At 62.4% G+C, this 19,159-nt stretch carries 11 protein-coding genes and 1 pseudogene; 5 read left to right on the top strand and 7 right to left on the bottom strand.

Annotated features, from left to right (window positions below; translation table 11 throughout):
- Positions 1-25: 25 nt before the first annotated feature.
- From mmsB to chvE, 3 genes are all read right to left on the bottom strand, one after another.
- Positions 26-1,249, bottom strand: coding sequence for a multiple monosaccharide ABC transporter permease (gene mmsB / locus OEG82_RS13050; RefSeq protein WP_267612858.1), 1,224 nt, complete (start codon positions 1,247-1,249; stop codon positions 26-28).
- Positions 1,250-1,253: 4 nt separating this feature from the next.
- On the bottom strand, positions 1,254-2,774 hold the full coding sequence (gene mmsA, locus OEG82_RS13045; protein WP_267612857.1) for a multiple monosaccharide ABC transporter ATP-binding protein: 1,521 nt from the start codon (positions 2,772-2,774) through the stop codon (positions 1,254-1,256).
- A gap of 95 nt (positions 2,775-2,869) precedes the next feature.
- Entirely contained in the window at positions 2,870-3,934 is a 1,065-nt protein-coding gene (chvE, locus tag OEG82_RS13040) for a multiple monosaccharide ABC transporter substrate-binding protein (RefSeq protein WP_267612856.1), read from the bottom strand.
- 162 nt (positions 3,935-4,096) lie between these two features.
- On the opposite strand from chvE, the gene OEG82_RS13035 reads away from it, so the two are divergent.
- Positions 4,097-5,059, top strand: a complete 963-nt coding sequence (locus OEG82_RS13035; protein ID WP_267612855.1) for a LysR family transcriptional regulator — start codon at positions 4,097-4,099, stop codon at positions 5,057-5,059.
- On the opposite strand, the pseudogene pbpC reads toward OEG82_RS13035, so the two are convergent.
- A pseudogene (pbpC, locus tag OEG82_RS13030) lies at positions 5,043-7,150 on the bottom strand (penicillin-binding protein 1C). The gene OEG82_RS13035 and the pseudogene pbpC overlap by 17 nt on opposite strands.
- Positions 7,147-12,600: an alpha-2-macroglobulin family protein gene (locus OEG82_RS13025; RefSeq protein WP_267612854.1), complete on the bottom strand. Its 5,454-nt coding sequence runs from the start codon at positions 12,598-12,600 to the stop codon at positions 7,147-7,149. The pseudogene pbpC and the gene OEG82_RS13025 overlap by 4 nt, the downstream one beginning before the upstream one ends.
- A gap of 125 nt (positions 12,601-12,725) precedes the next feature.
- Here OEG82_RS13025 and OEG82_RS13020 point away from each other — a divergent pair, with 125 nt between their 5' ends.
- Together OEG82_RS13020 and OEG82_RS13015 are read left to right on the top strand one after the other, a co-directional pair.
- Positions 12,726-12,947 carry a hypothetical protein gene (locus OEG82_RS13020; RefSeq protein WP_267612853.1) on the top strand — a complete coding sequence of 74 codons (222 nt, stop codon included), beginning with the start codon at positions 12,726-12,728 and terminating at the stop codon, positions 12,945-12,947.
- 26 nt (positions 12,948-12,973) lie between these two features.
- On the top strand, positions 12,974-13,345 hold the full coding sequence (locus tag OEG82_RS13015; protein ID WP_267612852.1) for an ArsR/SmtB family transcription factor: 372 nt from the start codon (positions 12,974-12,976) through the stop codon (positions 13,343-13,345).
- A 112-nt stretch (positions 13,346-13,457) separates the two neighbouring features.
- Here the strand turns inward: OEG82_RS13015 and hemA are convergent, their stop codons facing one another.
- Both hemA and OEG82_RS13005 read right to left on the bottom strand, forming a co-directional pair.
- On the bottom strand, positions 13,458-14,675 hold the full coding sequence (gene hemA, locus OEG82_RS13010; RefSeq protein WP_267612851.1) for a 5-aminolevulinate synthase: 1,218 nt from the start codon (positions 14,673-14,675) through the stop codon (positions 13,458-13,460).
- A 201-nt stretch (positions 14,676-14,876) separates the two neighbouring features.
- Complete coding sequence (locus OEG82_RS13005) at positions 14,877-16,253, bottom strand: glutamine synthetase family protein (RefSeq protein ID WP_267612850.1); 1,377 nt, start codon at positions 16,251-16,253, stop codon at positions 14,877-14,879.
- A gap of 243 nt (positions 16,254-16,496) precedes the next feature.
- Between OEG82_RS13005 and OEG82_RS13000 the strand changes: the two genes are divergently transcribed.
- Positions 16,497-17,885 carry an aspartate aminotransferase family protein gene (locus OEG82_RS13000; RefSeq protein ID WP_267612849.1) on the top strand — a complete coding sequence of 463 codons (1,389 nt, stop codon included), beginning with the start codon at positions 16,497-16,499 and terminating at the stop codon, positions 17,883-17,885.
- Between the two features lie 107 nt (positions 17,886-17,992).
- Positions 17,993-19,123: an acyltransferase family protein gene (locus OEG82_RS12995; RefSeq protein WP_267612848.1), complete on the top strand. Its 1,131-nt coding sequence runs from the start codon at positions 17,993-17,995 to the stop codon at positions 19,121-19,123.
- Positions 19,124-19,159: the final 36 nt, after the last annotated feature.

The raw sequence follows: 19,159 nt of genomic DNA, 5'->3' as shown, positions 1-19,159 counted from the left end.
AGGGAAACCGCTTTCCTCAGTTGGATCAGCTTTGTTTGTTCTTGTTGTAGACATCGAAGATGACGGCCGCGAGCAGCACCAGGCCCTTGATCACCTGCTGGTAATCAATGCCGATGCCCATGATCGACATGCCATTGTTCATCACGCCCATGATGAAGGCGCCGACCACCGCGCCGATGATCTTGCCGACGCCACCCGACATCGATGCACCGCCGATGAAGACCGCGGCAATCACGTCAAGTTCGAAGGAGACGCCGGCTTTCGGCGTGGCGGTGTTGAGCCGTGCGGCAAAAATCAGCCCGGCCAGGGCGGCCAGCATGCCCATATTGACGAAGGTCAGGAATGTCAGCCGCTCGGTGGCAATGCCCGACAGTTTCGCAGCCTTCTCATTGCCACCCAGCGCATAGATGCGGCGTCCCAGCGTGGTTGATTCCGTCAGGAAGGCATAGATGATGGTCAGAAAACCCATGGTGATCAGCACATTGGGCAGACCGCGGAAGGTCGAGAGCTTGTAGGAGACGAAGACGATCGCGCCGGCCACCAGCAAATTGCGTCCGATGAAGAAGCTCATGGGCTCGCCCATCATGCCATAGGTGCGGTTGCGGGCACGCGCGCGCAACCCCATCCAGATGATCAGCGCGGCAATCACGATGCCGGTGACGACCGCAAAGCCGTTCATCCGCTCAAGCCCGAGCAGATCCTTGACGAAGGGCAGCAGGTCCGGAATGAAGCCGGTCGACAGCGCCTGGAACTGGCGCGGGAACGGGCCCACAGACTGGCCTTCAAGCAGCCACAGCGAGGCGCCGCGGAACACCAGCATGCCGGCAAGCGTGACAATGAAGGAGGGTATTTTCCAATAGGCGATCCAGTAGCCCTGGGCTGCGCCAATGAGAATGCCGACAAACAGGCAACAGGGAATGGTGAGGTAGATCGACCAGTCCCAGTTGACCATCATCACCGCCGCCAGCGCGCCGACAAAGCCGACCACGGAGCCGACCGACAGATCGATATGCCCGGCGACAATGACCAGCAGCATGCCGAGTGCCATGATGATGATGTAGCTGTTTTGCAGGAACAGATTGGTGATGTTGACCGGCCGCAGCAGGGTGCCGTCGGTCATCACCTGAAAGAACGCCATGATGGCGATCAGCGCGAGCACCATGCCGTAATCGCGCAGATGTTCGGCAAGGTACTGACCGACAGTGCGGCCCTGGTTGCCGGTGGTGGTTTCAACGGTGTCCGTCGCCATTGTCTTAGCTCCTCACGATGAAGGACATAATGCGTTCCTGGCTCGCTTCCGCGGCGGTCAGCTCGCCCACAAGGGCACCTTCATTCATCACATAGATTCTGTCACACATGCCCAATAGTTCCGGCAGTTCCGACGAGATCATCAATACGCCCTTGCCGTCGGCGACGAGCTTGTTGATGATGCCGTAGATTTCGTATTTCGCTCCGACATCGATGCCGCGGGTCGGTTCATCCAGGATCAGCACTTTCGGATCGGCAAACAGCCATTTCGACAGCACGACCTTTTGCTGGTTGCCGCCCGATAGGTTGACCACCTTCTGGAACACACCCGGCGTGCGGATGTTGATGGCCTTGCGGAACCCTTCGGCGACATTGATCTCCTGGGCTTCCGATATCACGCCATAGGAGGACACCTCCTCCAGATTGGCCAGCGTGATGTTGCGCTGGATGGTTTCATCCAGAACCAGGCCGAGATTCTTGCGGTCCTCGGTGACATAGGCAAGGCCCGCGGAAATCGAGCGGTCGACGGTCGAGACATCGACCGGCTTGCCGTCGATCAGCACTTCGCCAGAAATCCTGCGTCCATAGCTCTTGCCGAAAATGCTCATGGCGAGCTCGGTCCGCCCGGCGCCCATCAGGCCGGCAATGCCGACGACTTCGCCGGCGCGCACATTCAGGCAGGCATCGCGGATGACCTGGCGTTCGGTGTGTTCGGGGTGCCAGACATTCCAGTTGCGCACTTCCATCAGCACGTCGCCGGGATGGCTTTCGCGCTCGGGGAAGCGCTGCGCCATATCGCGGCCAACCATGTCGTGGATGATCCGGTCTTCGGTGATTTCGTCACTGCGCGCATCGAGCGTCGAAATCGTCGCGCCGTCGCGGATCACCGTGACCCGGTCGGCAATGCTGCGCACCTCGTTGAGCTTGTGGCTGATGATGATCGAGGTCACGCCCTGGGCCTTGAGCTCCAGCAGCAAATCGAGCAGCGCCTGGCTGTCCTTCTCTGACAGCGCGGAGGTCGGCTCGTCCAGGATCAGCAGCCGCACATCCTTGGACAGGGCCTTGGCGATCTCGACGAGCTGTTGCTTGCCGACGCCGATCCGGTCGACAAGCGTGCCGGGGGCTTCCGACAGGCCGACCTTCTTCAACAGCGCTTCGGTGCGCTGGAAGGTTTCGTGCCAGTCGACGATTCCATTGCTGGCGCATTCATTGCCGATGAACAGGTTCTCGGCGATCGACAGCAGCGGCACCAGGGCCAGTTCCTGATGGATGATGATGATGCCGACATTTTCGCTTTGGCGAATGCCGGAAAATTCCGCGAGCGCGCCGTCGTAATGGATTTCGCCTTCATAGGTGCCGGCGGGGTAAACCCCGGACAGCACCTTCATCAAGGTCGATTTGCCGGCGCCATTTTCCCCGACAAGCGCGTGGATTTCGCCTTCCATCACGGTGAGGTTCACCGCGTTGAGTGCTTTCACGCCGGGAAATGTCTTGGTTATGGAGCGCATCTCCAATAGCGGCTTCATGGCTGCATCTCGATATCTGCGAGGGTGCGGAACAGGCCCCTGCCCGCGCATATGAAAAGCGCGAGCAGGATCACCTGTTGGCGACGTGGATCAGATTACTTGATCTGGTCCATCGTGTAGTAGCCGGAACCGATGACGATCTCTTCCCAGTTCGACTTGTCGACCGAAACCGGCTCAAGCAGATAGGATTCGACCACCTTGACGCCATTGTCATAGGTGCTCGTGTCATTGATTTCCGGTGTACCGCCCTGCAGCAGCGCTTCCACCATGCCGACGGTGACGCGTGCGAGTTCGCGGGTGTCCTTGAACACCGTGGAGTACTGCTCGTCTGCCAGGATCGACTTGACCGACTGCACTTCCGCGTCCTGACCCGAAACGATCGGCATTTTCAGATCGCCCGAGCCGTAGCCGACGCCCTTGAGCGACGAAAGAATACCGATCGACAGGCCGTCATAGGGCGACAGAACGCCATGGACCTGCTTGTCGGTGTAATGCGCCGACAAAAGGTTGTCCATGCGGGCCTGCGCAACCGCGCCGTCCCAGCGCAGTGTGCCGACCTTGTCCATGCCCATCTGTCCGGAAACGATGACCACTTCACCGGAGTCGATCAGCGGCTGAAGCACGCTCATCGCACCGTTGTAGAAGAAGAAGGCATTGTTGTCGTCCGGCGAACCGCCGAAGAGTTCGACATTGTAGGGTCCGTCGCCAAAGCGCTCCTTGAGGCCACCGACGAGCGAGGTTGCCTGCTGCACGCCGACCTTGAAGTTGTCGAAGGTTGCGTAATAGTCGACATTGCCGCTTTCGCGGATCAGACGGTCATAGGCGATGACCTTGATGCCGGCTGCTGCGGCATTTTCCAGCGCGTTCGACAGCGTGGTGCCGTCAATCGCTGCGATCACCAGAACATCCACGCCCTTGGTGATCATGTTCTCGATCTGCGCGAGCTGGTTGGGGATGTCATCCTCGGCATATTGCAGATCCGTGTCGTATCCGGCTGCAGTGAACTGCTCGACCATTGAATTTCCATCGGAAATCCAGCGTGCGGATGACTTTGTCGGCATGGCGATGCCGACCGTTCCCTTGTCCTGCGCCAGCACCGGTGCCGAAACCAGTCCGATGCCGAACGCAACTGTCGCCAAAATTGAAGTAAGCTTTTTCATCAAGTCCTCCCAAGACAGCGCCATGCAGGCCCTCGCCCCTCCTGGGAGGCGGGCCCTGCTGGCCATAAGGATCCAAACGAACCCGCCACAAGTTACGAGGTTTTCAGCATGCATTTCAAATGAATAGATTGACAATCAACATACCAAATTTGATAAGCATTCATGGTCATTACCTCACGCAGTCTGCAGCTCAAGGATTTTCGGCTGATCCAGGCAATCCACGAGACCGGGCAGCTGGGCCTTGCCGCCGAACAGCTTGCCATGTCCCAGCCCGCCGCATCGCGGATGCTCTCGAGCATCGAACGGATTGTCGGCGGGGCGATCTTCCTGCGCCATCCCAAGGGCATGACGCCGACGCCAGTGGGCGAGACACTGGTCCGCAACGGCCACAATCTGCTCAACGGGCTGGATCAGACGCTGCGCGAGATCTCGTCGGTCAGCAAGGGCCTGGCCGGGACCACGCGGGTCGGTTCCGTCACCGACGGATCGGTGGCCTTCGTCGTGCCCGCGATTCAAGAGCTGAAAAAGACCGCCACCGGCGCCGACATCCATGTCGATGTCGCCCCCAGCGACGTGCTGGTCGAGGGTCTGTTTCGCGGCGAGTATGATTTCGTGCTGTCACGGATTCCGCCGAACTACGACAAGCGCCTGCTCGATGTGCGCCGCGGCCGCCATGAGGACATCTGCTTCATGATGCGCGCGGACCATCCGCTGGCTGGTGCGGCTTCAGCGCCGCTTGAACGGATTGCCGCCTATGAATGGGTGATCCAGGCACCGCACACACCCTTGCGCCAGGCGGTGGAGGCGGTGTTTGTCGAAGCCGGGGTGGAACTGCCGGGCGACATGGTCAACACCACCTCGATGCTGGTGATGATCGCCTATCTGGCCTCATCGGACGCGGTGGCACCAATTCCGCGCCAGGTGGCCGATCTGTTCGTCGCGCATCATGTGGCAGGTGGCCTGAGCACGGTGAACCCGGAAAACAGGATCCTGGTCAGCCCCTATTTCCTGATTTCACGCCGCAATGTGATCATCAGCGCGGTGGCGGCGCGTTTGCGCGATCTGGTGCTTGCCGCCATGAATGCGGCGCCCGAACCGGTCGGCGAGTTCACTGCGGATCAATGAACACGCTGACGCTGGCGGCGCGTCCCTCGGCATCCATCACCGTCAGTGTCGAGGCGCCGGCGCTGTCGGGCAACCAGTTAAGCACGCGCCGGCGCGTCGGCTTCGGCAGGGGCGCGCCATTGGCAATCAACCTGTAGGGGGCCGCGCCGCCCTGCAGCTTGATCACCAGGGGTCTCATGGCACCGGCACTGGTCGATCCCAGCGCCACACGCGCACCCTGCGGCGGATAGACGATGCGCGGCGGCAGCGATCCGTCAGCAACCGAGCTGACAGCCTGATCCCGCGCCTTGTATTTTTTCAGCGCAAACGGCAATTCGGCATGGGTCCGGGCGATCAATCCGGCAGGGGCGGCGGGGAACCGGACCGGATCACGCCCGCTGCGGGCAAAGGCCTCGAACAGCAGCGGCGCAGCACTGGCTATGCCCGACAGGCCGGGAACCGGTGACGCATCGGCGCGCCCGACCCAGACGCCGAGCACGTAGCGGCCGTCATATCCCACCGCCCAGGCGTCACGATAGCCGTAGGAGGTGCCGGTCTTGTAGGCGATGGCGATGCGCGGCGCGCCCTGCGGGGCTGCTACTCCCGCCAATATGTCGGAGACGCGCCAGGCAGCCTGCGGCTCGATCACCGGATGCTCGAACGCGGTCTCGAGCGCGATTTCGGAGCCGTCACGCAACAGCCGCGCAGTGCCGTTGTTGACGAAGGCCGTGTAAAGCTGAACCAGATCACGCAGGCTCACCCCTGCCCCACCAAGACCGATCGCCAGCCCCGGCGCGCCACCGGGCGGCAATTGCAGCTCGGTGCCGCCGCGCCTGAACCTCGCCAGCAGCCGTTGCGGTCCGACAGCCTCGAGAAGCCGCACCGCCGGCACGTTGAGCGAGAACTGCAGCGCCTGGCGGATACTGACCTCGCCCATATAGTCGCGGTCGAAATTGCGCGGCCGATAGCCGGCAAAATCCGCCGGCGTGTCGTCGATCATGGTTTCGGGCGCAATCATCGCATCCTCGAAGGCAAGGCCATAGATGAAGGGCTTGAGCGTGGATCCGGGAGATCTGACCGCGCGGGTCATGTCGATGCCGCCGGATCGAGCCGCATCAAGATGGCCGGTCGATCCGATCGAGGCCAGCACCTCGCCGGTTCTGCCGTCAGCCAGCACCATGGCCAGCGACTGCTTTGGCCCAAGCCGGGCCGCCGATTCTGTTGCCAATTGCTCGAGCCGGCTCTGGATGCCTGCATCGAGGGTGAGCCGGATCATGCGCGCATCGGGTTGTGTGCGCAGAGCCAGATCGGCGGTGTGCGCTGCCAGATCCGGCATCGCCAGCCGTCGTGACGGGACCATTGCCGCTGACGCCCGGTCGATTTCACTGGCGGGAATCAGGCCCGCATGGCGCATGCGGGCGAGCACCCGGTCGCGCGCCAGCCTTGCCTGCTCGTGCTGCCGGTCCGGCCGCCGCGATTCGGGCGACTGCGGCAGCGCCACGAGCAGCGCCGATTGCGCCAGAGTGAGTTTTTCGGCTCGCGGCCGAACCAGGCGAGGCTTGCAGCCCGCACGCCTTCGAGGTTGCCGCCATAGGGCGCCAGCGTCAGATAGAGAGCGAGGATCTCGTCCTTGCTCATCCGCCGCTCGATCTGCAGCGCCCGGACCATCTGCCTGAGCTTGGCCTGAAGCGAGCGCTCGGCCCGCGGCTCGATCAGCCGCGCCAGTTGCATGGTGATGGTCGAGCCGCCCGAAACAATGCGGCCATTGCTGACCAATTGCAGCGCGGCGCGCCCCAGCGCCACCGGATCGACGCCCCGATGGCTGCGGAAGCGGCGATCCTCATAGGCAATCAGCATTCTGATATAGTCGGGATCGACCTGATCGAGCGCCACCGGCAGGCGCCAGATGCCGTTGTCCGAGGTATAGGCGCGCAGCAGATCCTCGTCGCGGTCGAGCACCTCGCGCGACAATTGCCCGGCAACCTCGAGCGGCGGCGGATAGGCGTGGTCAGCCTGGTCAAGGGCAAACAGCGTCAATCCGCTGACCACGGCCAAGGTCAGGCCAGCGGCTGCGACGAGCCGCCAGGGGCCGAGGCGGCGCAACCTGCTCATGGCTGACCAAGCACCTCCAGAATGCCGGTGGCGGTGCGGGCGGCCAGCTCGGGACGGTACATGTCCTCGACCACCGCTGCCGGCTGCGCATAGATGCCGGGCGTTGTGGCCCGCACCACGTAAGCTGCGGTAAAGTCACGGTCGGAAGATCCGGTCCGGTCGAAGGCTGCCATGAAACGGTCGGTGCGGAATTCCGCATGGCTTGCCGATGTCTCACCCAGCCAGGGGAAGTTGCCGAGCTCGGCGCTGCCGACAAGACGCGGATTGTCGATGGCAAATCCGGCCGGCAGCAGATCGGTGACGATCACCCGTGATGGCCAGGCATTTATCTCGCGCATCTGCAGCACCACCAGGAAGCGCTGGTTCTGACTGACCGAGGAGATCGTCGCCGGTTGGCCGTCCAGCGTGTAATAGCTGCGGTTGATCGAAAAGCCGTTGCCTCCGGCGCTTAAGGGCTGTGCCGGGGCCGCGATGGTGGTCACCACCGCATCGACCGGATCAGGCCCCTGATTGACAATGGTCAGGGGATTGGCGCCGATCTCCTCGCCGCTCATCCGGCTCTCATAGGCGCCGGCGTAAACCCGGCCGTTGACATTGACCGATATCGACCGGTTGCCTTCGGCAATGGCGCGGGCCGCCAGAACCATCCAGGCGTCTTCCTGGGTGGAGGTCGATGTCCGCACCGATTTGGCATCGCTGACAAAGCGGATCAGCTCCGGCACCACGCCCGGCGTGGGTGTGGATTCCGCCGCCAGCGCCAGCATCGCCGCACCGTCACGCAGCGCCGAGCCATAATCATTGCGTCCGCCGACCAGGGTGGCCGTCGACCGGGCATGGGCAAAGGCCGAGCGGAAGCTTTGCTCTGCGCGCTGCGGATCGCCATAGAGCGACAGCGCAGCGCCGATCTGGGCGCGGGCCAGCGGCTGGGCGAATTCATCGATCTGGGCATCGGAGTAATAGCGCAGATCGGTGACGGCGGCCTTGCGGTTGCGCGCCAGCACATAGAGCGCATAGGCAATGGAACTGCCGTCTGCGCCGACATTGGTGGTGTAGGCCAGCGTGTTTTGCAGATTGTCGAGTGCCAGACGGCTCGCCACCGGCGGAACCGAAAAGCCCTTCTCGGTGGCGCGGGTCAGGAAGTCGGTGACATAGGCGTCAAGCCACAGATCGCCCGAGCCCGGCCCCCAGAGACCGAAACTGCCCGAGGCCGACTGATAGGCCACAAGCCGGGTGATCGCGCCGTCAATCCGCTTGCGGATGGCATCGGCATCGTCACCGCCGCCAATTCCGCCAAGATCGCTCAGATACAACAGCGGCAAGGCCCGGCTGGTGGTCTGCTCGGCGCAGCCATAGGGATAGCGGTCAAGCGCCATCAACAGCGACGCCACGTCGAAGGCTGCGTTGCGGGTGACGCCAACGGTCACGGAAGCGCCGTCGAGCAGACTGTCGGCCAGCAATTCGCCATCGATCCGCAGCGTTCCGCCATTGCCGGCAAGGCTGATCACCCGTTTGGTGGTCAACGGCATGGCCGCCGGCCGGACCAGAACGATCTCTTCGCGGTCAAGCGACAACCCGTCGGGTCCGTTCAGCGCAATCGTGATGGTGTCCGATCCGCTTGCCAGCCCGTCGAGCGGCATGATCAGGCTGCTGCGGGCGCCGCTTTCCAGTGTGAAAGTCTGACGCATTCCATCGCCACTGCTGACCCGTCCGGAAGTCGTGAACAGCTCGAGCCCGTAATTGCCGGCAGGACCGTCGGTGTTGGCCAGTTCGACCAAGATCTGCGACCGGTCACCCGGCGCCAGGAACTGCGGCAGGCTGGCGGTGATGACCACCGGATCGCGGACAATCACGTCCCTGGTGGCATGCCCGACGCCACGGCTGCTCCAGGCCACCACATTGACCCGCACGGTGCCGTTGAATTGCGGCATGTCGAATGTCACGCTGGCATTGCCATCGGCGTCGACCTCGACCGGTCCTTCGAAGAACGCCACCAGCTTTTCGCGCGACGGACTGCCTTCCGAACGCATCATCGGTCCGTCACCGCCCGAGCGGATGCGGCCGGTCACGCCGGCGGAGCCGTCGATCAGGCGGCCATAGAGGTCGCGGATCTCGAGTCCCAGCGCGCGCTGGCCAAAATACCAGTCTTCTGGGTCGGCAACCTGATGCCGGGTCAGATTCAAAATGCCGACATCGACGGCCGAGACCGTGACAAAAGCCGTGTCACCGGCCTGAAGACCGGCGAGCGTGACCGGAACCGTGAATGGCGTGCGCGGTTTGGTCTGTTCCGGCAGGTCCAGGGAGACCGCCAGTTGCCGGTCCGCCGGATCGACACTGAGCCATTTGACCCCGATGGCGCGCATCGGCAGGCGCGATTCTGCGTCGCCGGGCCGGTAGAGTGTCGCGGTCACATAGGCGCCCGCGCCCCAGTCCTCGGTGACCGGCAAAGCGATGGTGGCGCCATCTTCGCCCACAGTTGCGGTAACTGTCGCAATCAGCCGTTCCGAGCCGACAGTGACCAATGCCTGGCCGGCAAAGCGCGGTGAAATCCGCAATTGGGCGGTTTCGCCAACGCTGTAGCGGTCCTTGTCGAGTGCAATCTCGAGGCCGTCGGGTGTTTCGGTGGACTTGGCTTCGACATGCCAACCGGCATCAAACAACACGCTGGCTTCGGTGCCTTCCGCGCTGGCGACGTCGAGCCGGTAGCGGCCCCAGTCGACATTGGCAGCAACGCTCGCCGCGGCATCCGCCGCAATGTCGATGGTGCCATCGGCGACTTCGGTGGTGAAATCCACCACTTCGTAGTTCCACGAATTGCCCTGACGGTACCACTGGTAATTCCGCTCGATGCGGACGAGCGACCATGTCGCGCCGGGCATGGCAATGCGCCCGCCTTCGGCGTCAATGGCGATCAGCCGGAAGGCCGCCTCGCTGTTTTCCGCCACCTGTCCGTCATCAAATTGCGGATTGATGCCGATCCGCGGGCCGTCGCTCGCAACCTTGAGTTCGACTGTGCGTTCCACAGCCCGGCCACCGCCTTCAGCCGCGCGGATGGTCACATCTGCCTTCAAAAACTGCGTTGTGACCGGCAATTGCCCCAGATCGATGTCGACAAGTGCCTTGCCCGCCTCATCAAGCGGCGACAGCGTGTCGAGTTGAATGCGCGAATTTTCGAATTCCTCGTCTGCAAGCCCGAACTCATAGCCCGGATAGGCCGCAAGCGTGCGGGTACGGCTCAGCACGATCTCGCCTGACGTGGCCAAACCGCCTGCCGGCGCGCCGTAGAGGTAACGGCCGGTGACGGCAATTTCGGCAGGAGCCTCCGGGCTCACGACAGCGTCGCCCGCATCAAGTTCGATCTCGATCCGGTCAGGCTGAAAATCCTCGACCAGAAACGACACTTCGGCAATCGCCGGACGCTTCGGGTCGGTGTGCAAGGCGGCCCGCCAGCCGCCCTGCATGGCATTGTCGGGAAGATCGATTGCCACCGCATGGCCGCCAAGGGCTGCGCCATCGGAGATCACCCGGCGATCCTCGACCCCATCGGGCCGTTGCACGATGATGGTCAGCGGCAGGTCCGCCAGCGCCTCGGTCGTGCCATCCCCGGCCAGGGCTGCCAGATGAACGGTCTCGCCGGCACGGTAGATGCCGCGTTCGGTCCAGGCCATGACATCGACGCCACCGGGCGAAGCCCGTCCGGCCACGCCGCGGTCGGAAAGATCAAAACCGCCCCGGGTCAGATCGAGAAAGACGAAATCGCCGTCCGGTCCCTTGGCCAGAAGGGCAGCCGGCGCCAGGCCGGATTGACCGCGGATCAGGCCGGGCTGGAAAGTGGCGCGGCCATCGGCATCGGTGACAGCCTCGCCCAGCACCTCGTTGTTACGGGCAAGCAGCGTCAGCTTGACCTCGCCCAGCGGTTCGGCCGAATCCAGCGACCGCAGGAACACCGACAGTCCGTCGTCGCCTGCAAAGGTCGTCACCCCGATATCGGAAATGACAAACCACTGGGTGGCGCGGGCATCCCAGTTCTCGCTCTTGTCGCCCAGCGGCACAGCGGTCAGCACATAGACACCCGGCTCGCGCTCGGACAGCAAGGTGTCGACCGGGATGCTGGTGATGACTTCGCGATTGGGCACGCTGTCAACATCGACAGCGCCTTCCCAGACCGCGGAACCGACATCCTGCAAAATATTGTCGATCGAGTAGCTGTCCAGCTGGTTGAGAAAATCCGAGCTGCTGATGATGCGCGACAGCGCCCGGTCGCCGACGCGAAACAGTTTCAGATCGGCAGACGGCGCATTGATGGTGACAAGCGGAATGCCCAGCCGCGATTTGGCCGGCAGCACAAAGTTCGAGCCGGTGAACCGGGCAGCAGGCGCACGGTCGCGCACATAGAGTGACAATTCCACCGGCGCCTCCAGGACCTCGTCCACCGCCGAGGGCAGCCCCTGGCGCAGGACCAGCCGGTAGCGCTGGCCGTGCTCAAGCCCGTTGACACAGATCTGCCGGTCATCGGTTTCAATGGCGATGTCGCTGGCGCCGTTGAGGGCGACAAACCGCGAGTAATCCTCGCCTTTTACCAGGTTCTCCGAGAACTGGACGCAAACCCGCGGCGTCTCGCTGTCGGCGTCGACGGTGTTGTCCACCACCCGGAATCCGTACCGGTTGCGCAAATCCGCATAGGTGCTGCGCAAGGCGGGCACTTCGCGCAGCTCAAGGCTGGCCAGGTAGGCCGAGATCGCCGGCCGCCAGTTCTGCACACCCTCGAGCGCTTCCCCCAGTGCGGCCAGGGCATCGGCGCGCGTCGAAACGGTCCTCGATGTCCAGTAGCCATTGATTGCTGCAGATACCGCGACCGAGCGCAGGCTCCGGGTCAGCTGCGCATCCTGCGGCGCATAGGAAGAGGCTGCACGCGAAAGCTCGGTCCATGCCGGGCTTCGCTCCGGATCGGCCGCCACGGCGACGGCATAATTGCGCACCGCGCCCTCCATGTCGCCGGCAGCAATGGAGGCTTCGGCAAGGCGCAGCAGCGTGACCGGGTCCCGTCGGGAGGCGCCGTCGCGCGCAATAATCCGCTCCCGGTATGTCCGCGCGGCATCAAGCAGCGACGCAGGCACGAAAGCCAGATCGGGGGCGGCACCCAGGTCGGGCTCGGCCGCATCGCTGACAACCCGGCCCGCCACGGCACCGGTGAAGGGATTGAGCGTGTCATAATCGGATTTGAGGAAGCACCAGCCGGCATTGACGTTATAGGTGAAGGCCTTGCACTGGCTGTCGCCCAGGCAGATGGTCTCGCATTCCTTGAGCACAATGCCCTGCACTGTGCGCAGGTCGAAGCCGAAATAATCGGCATTCGGAGTGGTTTCGATACGGCGGGAGCCTTCCTGCGCCATTGCCGGCACCGGCAGCAGCAAGGCGATGATCAGCGGCACAATGCGATGGATGGCAGACATGAAGACCTCCCCGGCCCGCAAGCTGGCGGGCAATGTCAATTCGTCCCGGTCCTGGTCGCGCTTCTGGGTGGCACGGACTTGCAGGTGACTGAATTTCACCCGCAGACTAGGGCCGGAGTGCGGCCATGGGCAAGAAATTTCGGCTCGGGAGCGCCCGGACAGCAGGAACAAAGGACCCGGCGGTCAGAAAAATGGCCCGGCATATTGCGGGGCCTGACAAAAATCAGGTAGGTTTGCCAGCAACACTGATCCCTAACCTGTTGCGAATCGTCCTGACGCAGCTGTCGGCGGGGCCTTTTAATGGTCGCGGAACAGTCCTTGTTTCTGATGTTCCCGCTACCATCTAAGAAACAATGGTCATCGAGTAAAACAAATGACACTACCCCATATCAAGACCGGAATGGCGCCGGAAGAACTCAGTGTGCTGATGGTCCAGGCCCGCAAGGCGAGCGACCTGCTCAAATCGCTGAGCCATGAAACCCGGTTGATGATCCTGTGCATTCTGGCCGAAGGCGAAAAATCCGTCTCGGAACTCGAAGAGATCCTGGCCATGCCGCAGGCGGCGGTGTCGCAGCAATTGGCGCGGCTGCGTCTCGACGGTCTGGTCAACACCCGGCGCGAAGGACGCATGATCTATTATTCGATCCTCAATCACGAGGTTTCCTCGGTGATCGGGACGCTCTACACGCTGTTTTGCGCGCCGGTGCGCGATGACGCCGAGACCACCGAGAAAAAGGCCGGTTAGAGCGCGTCAGGTCTCACATGAGGTCTTGAAAGAGAGCAGTTCACAAAAAGCAAAGACCCTGATCCGGCTGTCCAGATCAGGGTCTTTTTCATTTGAAATCACGTGTCCGGGATCAGGCGACGGCCCGCGCCAGAGCGCATTGCGACCACAACTCGCTGAGCGCACCGGCCAGATGCCGGATGTCGGCGTCGGTATGCATCGGCGTCGGCGTAATCCGCAGGCGCTCGGTCTTGACCGGCACGGTCGGATAATTGATCGGCTGCACATAGATCCCGTGCTGGTCCATCAGCACGTCGGAAATCCACTTGCATTTCGATGCATTGCCGACCAGCACCGGAACGATGTGGCTGGGATTGGGCATGTGCGGAATGCCGTGCACATCCAGTGCCTTGCGCACCTTGGCGACTGTGTCCTGATGCCGGCGGCGCTCAAGCTGGCTTGCCTTGAGGTGGCGGATCGAGGCTGCCGCACCGGCGGCGAGTGACGGCGGCAGCGCGGTGGTGAAGATGAAGCCCGAGGCGAAGCTGCGGATGAAGTCGCACAGGGCGCGGGTTCCGGTGATGTAGCCACCCATGACGCCGAATGCCTTGCCCAGCGTGCCCTCGATCACCGTGAGGCGATCCATGATGCCCTCGCGCTCGGCAATGCCGCCGCCGCGTGGTCCGTACATGCCGACGGCATGGACCTCGTCGAGATAGGTCATGGCGCCGAATTCATCGGCGACGTCGCAAAGCGCTGCAATCGGCGCAATATCGCCATCCATCGAATAGACGCTTTCAAATGCGACCAGTTTTGGGGCCGCCGGATCATCGAGCGCCATCAAGCGGCGCAGATCTTCGGGATCATTGTGCTTGAAGACCCGCTTTTCGCAGCGCGAGTGGCGAATGCCCTCAATCATCGAGGCGTGATTGAGCGCATCGGAATAGACGATGATGCCGGGGATCTTGCCGGCAAGGGTGCCAAGCGCTGCCCAGTTGGACACGTAGCCCGAGGTGAAGATCAACGCGTCTTCCTTGCCATGCAGATCGGCAAGCTCGTTTTCGAGAAGCACGTGGTAATGATTGGTGCCGGAGATGTTGCGCGTGCCGCCGGCGCCCGCGCCACAGCGCGCAATGGCTTCCTGCATTGCGCCGGTGACCAACTGATTCTGGCCCATGCCGAGATAATCATTGGAACACCAGACCGTCACATCCTGTGTCGATCCGTCGGCGCGATAGCGCGTGGCCCGCGGAAATTCACCGGAATGACGCTCGATATCGGCAAAAACCCGGTAATTGCCTGCTTCCCGAAGGCCACCCAGCTTTTCTTCGAAAAATGCTTCAAAATCCATTGCATTCGTCCTATGTGTCACTCTCAACATGCGAAACATCACCCCGTCCGTCAACCCAAAAAACAGATTCACGAGACCGGGCATAAAGTCGCACGACTTGGCGGACAAGCGCCTTGTCCTATGTCAAATCGTTGAAACGGAGTTGTCGCACCGTTCCGCAGATCGAGCCGTCAACAGGCGCGAACGCCTGCTCAGTTGAATTCAGAGATAGGTCGAACGTTCCAATGGCGTGATCTCATTGTCGAACGCTTTGAGCTCCTCCCGCTTGATTTCGGCAAAGATCATGCGCAATTCGGTCCCGAAAAGGCGCGCAATGAATTCGGAATTCTCGAAATCCTCGATGGCGTCATCCATGTCGTCGGAGAGTTGCGGCAGCGCGACCGTATAGGCGTTGCCCTCCACGGCCGGCGGCGGCATGATCGCGTTCTCGATGCCTTCGAGCATTCCGCCCAGCACGCCGGCGAGCACGAAATAGGGATTGGCGTCAGCCCCGGACATGCGGTGTTCGAGACGGCGCGCCTTGTCGTCGGAAGCGGGAACGCGGACCACGACAGAGCGGTTGTTGCGGCCCCAGGCAATTCGCGTCGGCGCATAGGAGCCCGGCTGCAGCCGGCGATAGCCGTTGAAGCCCGGTATATAGAGAAGCAGCGTGTCCTTGAGCGTTTTCAGCAGACCGGCCGCGGCATGCTGCAACCGTATGTCGCCGTCTTCTCCGGCAAAGATGTTCTTGCCGTTTTCATCCACAACGCTGGCATGGACATGCATGCCGTTGCCGGGCCATTCGAGAAACGGCTTGGCCATGAAGGTGGCGCGCAGGCCGAACTTGTGGGCGCATTCGGTGATCACCCGGCGCAGGAGCACGGTATCGTCGGCGGCCGCCATGGCATCGTCGCGATGCTTGAGATTGACCTCGAACTGGCCAGGCGCTGCTTCCTTGATGATGGTGTCGATCGGCAGACCCTGCGCCACCGCAGCGGCGCGGATTTCGGCAAACAGGTCGCTCTGGCCGCGCAGTTCGGACAGCGAATACATCTGCTGCTGTTCCGGACCGGGTCCGAGATCCTTGCCCATGCGGCCCGAGCGCTGGAACACGGCCGGATCCACCAAGTAGAATTCCAGTTCGAACGCCGTCACCGGCTTGAGTCCAAGCGCGGTGAACCGGTCGACGACACGCTGCAGCACATGGCGCGGATCATAGGCACATGGCTCGCCGGTTTCGGTGTACATCGACATCAGCACCTGCGCCGAGGGCCGCGGCGCCCAGGGCGCGCGGTTGATGCGGCCGGGAATGGCACGGCAATAGCCGTCGATATCGCCGGTCTCGATGTGGATGCCGGTGGATTCGACCTCCCTGCCCCAGACATCCAGACCGAAGATCGACAGCGGCATGTTGATGCCCGGATTGCCGGCCTTGCCCAGCGCCTCGGTGGGGCCCCACTTGCCGCGCATGACGCCATTGATGTCGGGGATCAGGAAATCCACCGATTCGATGTCGGGGTTTTCGGCGAGAAATTTCTCCGCCTCATCATTGCTGGGAAGATTTGCGGGTGTGTTTTCCGAACTGGCGCTCTCGCGCATAATGTCACCATGCCCCTTCAGGACTTTAAATTGCCGTACTGTTGCGCGAGCCCCGTGGGATCAAACGCACAACATACGCTGTACCACTTCGAGGTATTGCATTGTAGGTTGCCGCACAACTCAATCCATTCCAAAGCCGGATGGTGCGGCGCTTGTCCGCGCTGGAATTTTGTGCACACACTCAAATAAAGGTCAAACTGAATTCCTACCGATCTGTCTCATAATCCAATCAGGAAGAAAACTATGCGCGTCAATGTGTCATCTCATGATCTCAAGGCATCCGATCACAAACACCATCTGCATCCCTTCACCGATCACGGAGCCCTGGGCATTGACGAACGGCGGGTGATTTCGCGCGCGGATGGCGTCTGGCTGTGGGACACCGACGGCAATCGCATGCTCGATGGCATGGCAGGATTGTGGTGCGTCAATGTCGGCCATGGCCGCCAGGAAGTGGTGGATGCCGTTCGCGCCCAGATGAGCGAATTGTCCTATTACAACACCTTCTTCAAGACCACGCATCCGCCGGTGATCGAACTGTCGGAAATGCTGGCCGGCATCGCGCCCGACAACATCAACATGGTGATGTACACAGGCTCGGGCTCGGAGGCCAATGACACGATCCTGCGGCTGGTGCGGACCTATTGGGCGCTGCAGGGCCAGCCATCCAAGAAAGTGGTGATCAGCCGCAAGAACGCCTATCACGGCTCGACCATGGCCGGCGCCTCGCTCGGCGGCATGGGCGCCATGCACAGCCAGGGCGGGCTGCCGATCCCCGACATCCACCATATCGCCCAGCCCTACTGGTTCGGCGAAGGCATGAAGACCGACATGAGCGAGGACGAGTTCGGCCTCTGGGCGGCACGTGAACTCGAGCGCGCCATCGAGGAAATCGGCGAAGAAAATGTCGCAGCCTTCATCGCCGAGCCGATCCAGGGCGCCGGCGGCGTCATCGTCCCGCCCGCCACCTACTGGCCCGAGGTCAAGCGCATTCTCGAAAGCCGCGACATCCTGTTCATCGCCGACGAAGTCATCTGCGGCTTCGGCCGCACCGGCGAATGGTTCGGATCCACCTATTACGAACTCAAGCCCGATTTGATGGCTATCGCCAAGGGGCTGACATCGGGCTATCTGCCGATGGGCGGCGTGCTGGTGTCGGACCAGATCGCCGAAGTGCTGCACCGCGAAGGTGTCGAGTTCTTTCACGGCTATACCTATGCCGGCCATCCGGCCTGCTGCGCTGCGGCCATTGCCAATATCAACATCATGAAACGCGAAGGCCTGGTCGAGCGGGTTCGCGACCATATCGGCCCCTATTTCAAGTCACGCTGGATGACGCTGGAAGACCATCCGCTTGTGGGCCAGGCCCGCATGGTCGGCATGTTCGGCGCGCTGGAACTGGTTCCCGATGAAAACGATCTGAGCAAGCGTTTCGACAATGTCGGCAAGGTCGGCACCATCACCCGCGACCATTCCTTCGCCAATGGGCTGGTGATGCGCGCGGTGGCCGATTCGCTGATCATCTCGCCGCCGCTGACGATCACAGAAGAAGAGGTCGATCACCTGATCGCCACGGCCAGAAAGACGCTGGATGTGGCCTGGGACGACATCCGCAAGCAGGGTCTCGCCTGATCCCCGGCAGCGCCGGATTTAACCTTTACGCTTAAGCTTAACGCCGGGTTATCAAGCCCGGCGTTGGTGTTTGCGCTATAATTGCCTCCTCTGCGAAGGAGATGATCGTGCACAGCTCAGCCCCAGACAGTTCCCGGATCGACCGCAACCCGCGCAACGGCCTGCTCGACCTGTTGCGCTTTGGCGCCGCCATGATGGTGGTGGTCTATCATTTCCTCTATCGCGGCGCCCGCGAAGGCGGCTATCTCGATCACGGCTATGGCGCGGCAGGCGAGTCGCTCGCGCTGGGCTATCTCGGCGTCAACACGTTCTTCATGATCTCCGGCTTCGTCATCATCTGGTCGGCCAGCGGCCGTGACTGGTACGGTTTCTCAATCAGCCGGCTGGCGCGGCTCTACCCGGCCCATCTGGTGGCGATGACGATCACTTTCGTGATGATGATGTGGTGGGCCGAAGAGCCCTTTGCCACCAGCCTGGCCGAATGGGCCGCCAACCTGACCATGGTGGCGCCGCTGTTCGGGGCGTCGTTCATGGATGGCGCCTATTGGTCGATCGTCATCGAGCTGATCTTTTACGCCTGGGTGGTCATCGGCCTGTTTTCCGGCGCGCTGCCGCGCCACACCGACCTGGCGGTGGCGCTCTGGCTGGTGTTGATCATTGTCAACAACATACTCATCGGATCGCGCCCGGTGGAATTGTTGTTTTTGACCGAATATGGCGCCTATTTCGCTTTCGGCGCCATGGTCTGGCGGATCTCGTCGCTTGGCGGCAGCCGGCTGCGTCTGGGACTTGCGGCGCTGGCGCTGCTCATGACCTTCCACACCGCCGAGGTGCAGCGGCTTGATGTCATTGCCCGGCTTGGCGCGGCCGCCTCGGCCCTGACCGTGGCGCTGGCCAATGCCGGCATTGTGATGGTCTTCCTGCTCGCGGCAACGCTGGGACGGCATGTCAGGGCCGGCCCCTGGACGCTGGCGCTGGGCGGCATCAGCTATCCGCTCTATCTGGTGCATCAGAACGCCGGGTACATCCTGATCAATCTGACGGCGCCGGCTGTGGGCAAATGGGCCGCCTTCGCGCTCGCCGTCGCGTTGTCACTCACAGTGAGCTGGTGGATCTACCGCCATGTCGAGCCGGCGGGCCGGCGGATCATCCGGACCCTGTGCGTGCCCGTCGCCCGTTTCCTGCCCCGCACCATCGCGCCATACCCCGCGCCGGCCGAACAAAGCGGCTCCATCTGACCTCGAACCGCTGTACCGGCTGCAAGAAGACGGGGC

The sequence above is a fragment of the Hoeflea ulvae genome, from assembly GCF_026619435.1.
Classification (GTDB): domain Bacteria; phylum Pseudomonadota; class Alphaproteobacteria; order Rhizobiales; family Rhizobiaceae; genus Hoeflea; species Hoeflea ulvae.
Note: the sequence above shows the minus strand (reverse complement) of the source record. Positions and strands in the feature narration are given on the sequence as shown.

What these genes read in the sequence shown, in the direction of transcription:
- OEG82_RS13020 (WP_267612853.1), top strand. Translation starts at nt 12,726, where the DNA reads ATGGGCAAGAAATTTCGGCTCGGGAGCGCCCGGACAGCAGGAACAAAG.
- OEG82_RS13005 (WP_267612850.1), bottom strand. Translation starts at nt 16,253, where the DNA reads ATGCGCGAGAGCGCCAGTTCGGAAAACACACCCGCAAATCTTCCCAGC.
- OEG82_RS13025 (WP_267612854.1), bottom strand. Translation starts at nt 12,600, where the DNA reads ATGTCTGCCATCCATCGCATTGTGCCGCTGATCATCGCCTTGCTGCTG.
- OEG82_RS13000 (WP_267612849.1), top strand. Translation starts at nt 16,497, where the DNA reads ATGCGCGTCAATGTGTCATCTCATGATCTCAAGGCATCCGATCACAAA.
- mmsB (WP_267612858.1), bottom strand. Translation starts at nt 1,249, where the DNA reads ATGGCGACGGACACCGTTGAAACCACCACCGGCAACCAGGGCCGCACT.
- chvE (WP_267612856.1), bottom strand. Translation starts at nt 3,934, where the DNA reads ATGAAAAAGCTTACTTCAATTTTGGCGACAGTTGCGTTCGGCATCGGA.
- hemA (WP_267612851.1), bottom strand. Translation starts at nt 14,675, where the DNA reads ATGGATTTTGAAGCATTTTTCGAAGAAAAGCTGGGTGGCCTTCGGGAA.
- OEG82_RS13015 (WP_267612852.1), top strand. Translation starts at nt 12,974, where the DNA reads ATGACACTACCCCATATCAAGACCGGAATGGCGCCGGAAGAACTCAGT.
- mmsA (WP_267612857.1), bottom strand. Translation starts at nt 2,774, where the DNA reads ATGAAGCCGCTATTGGAGATGCGCTCCATAACCAAGACATTTCCCGGC.
- OEG82_RS13035 (WP_267612855.1), top strand. Translation starts at nt 4,097, where the DNA reads ATGGTCATTACCTCACGCAGTCTGCAGCTCAAGGATTTTCGGCTGATC.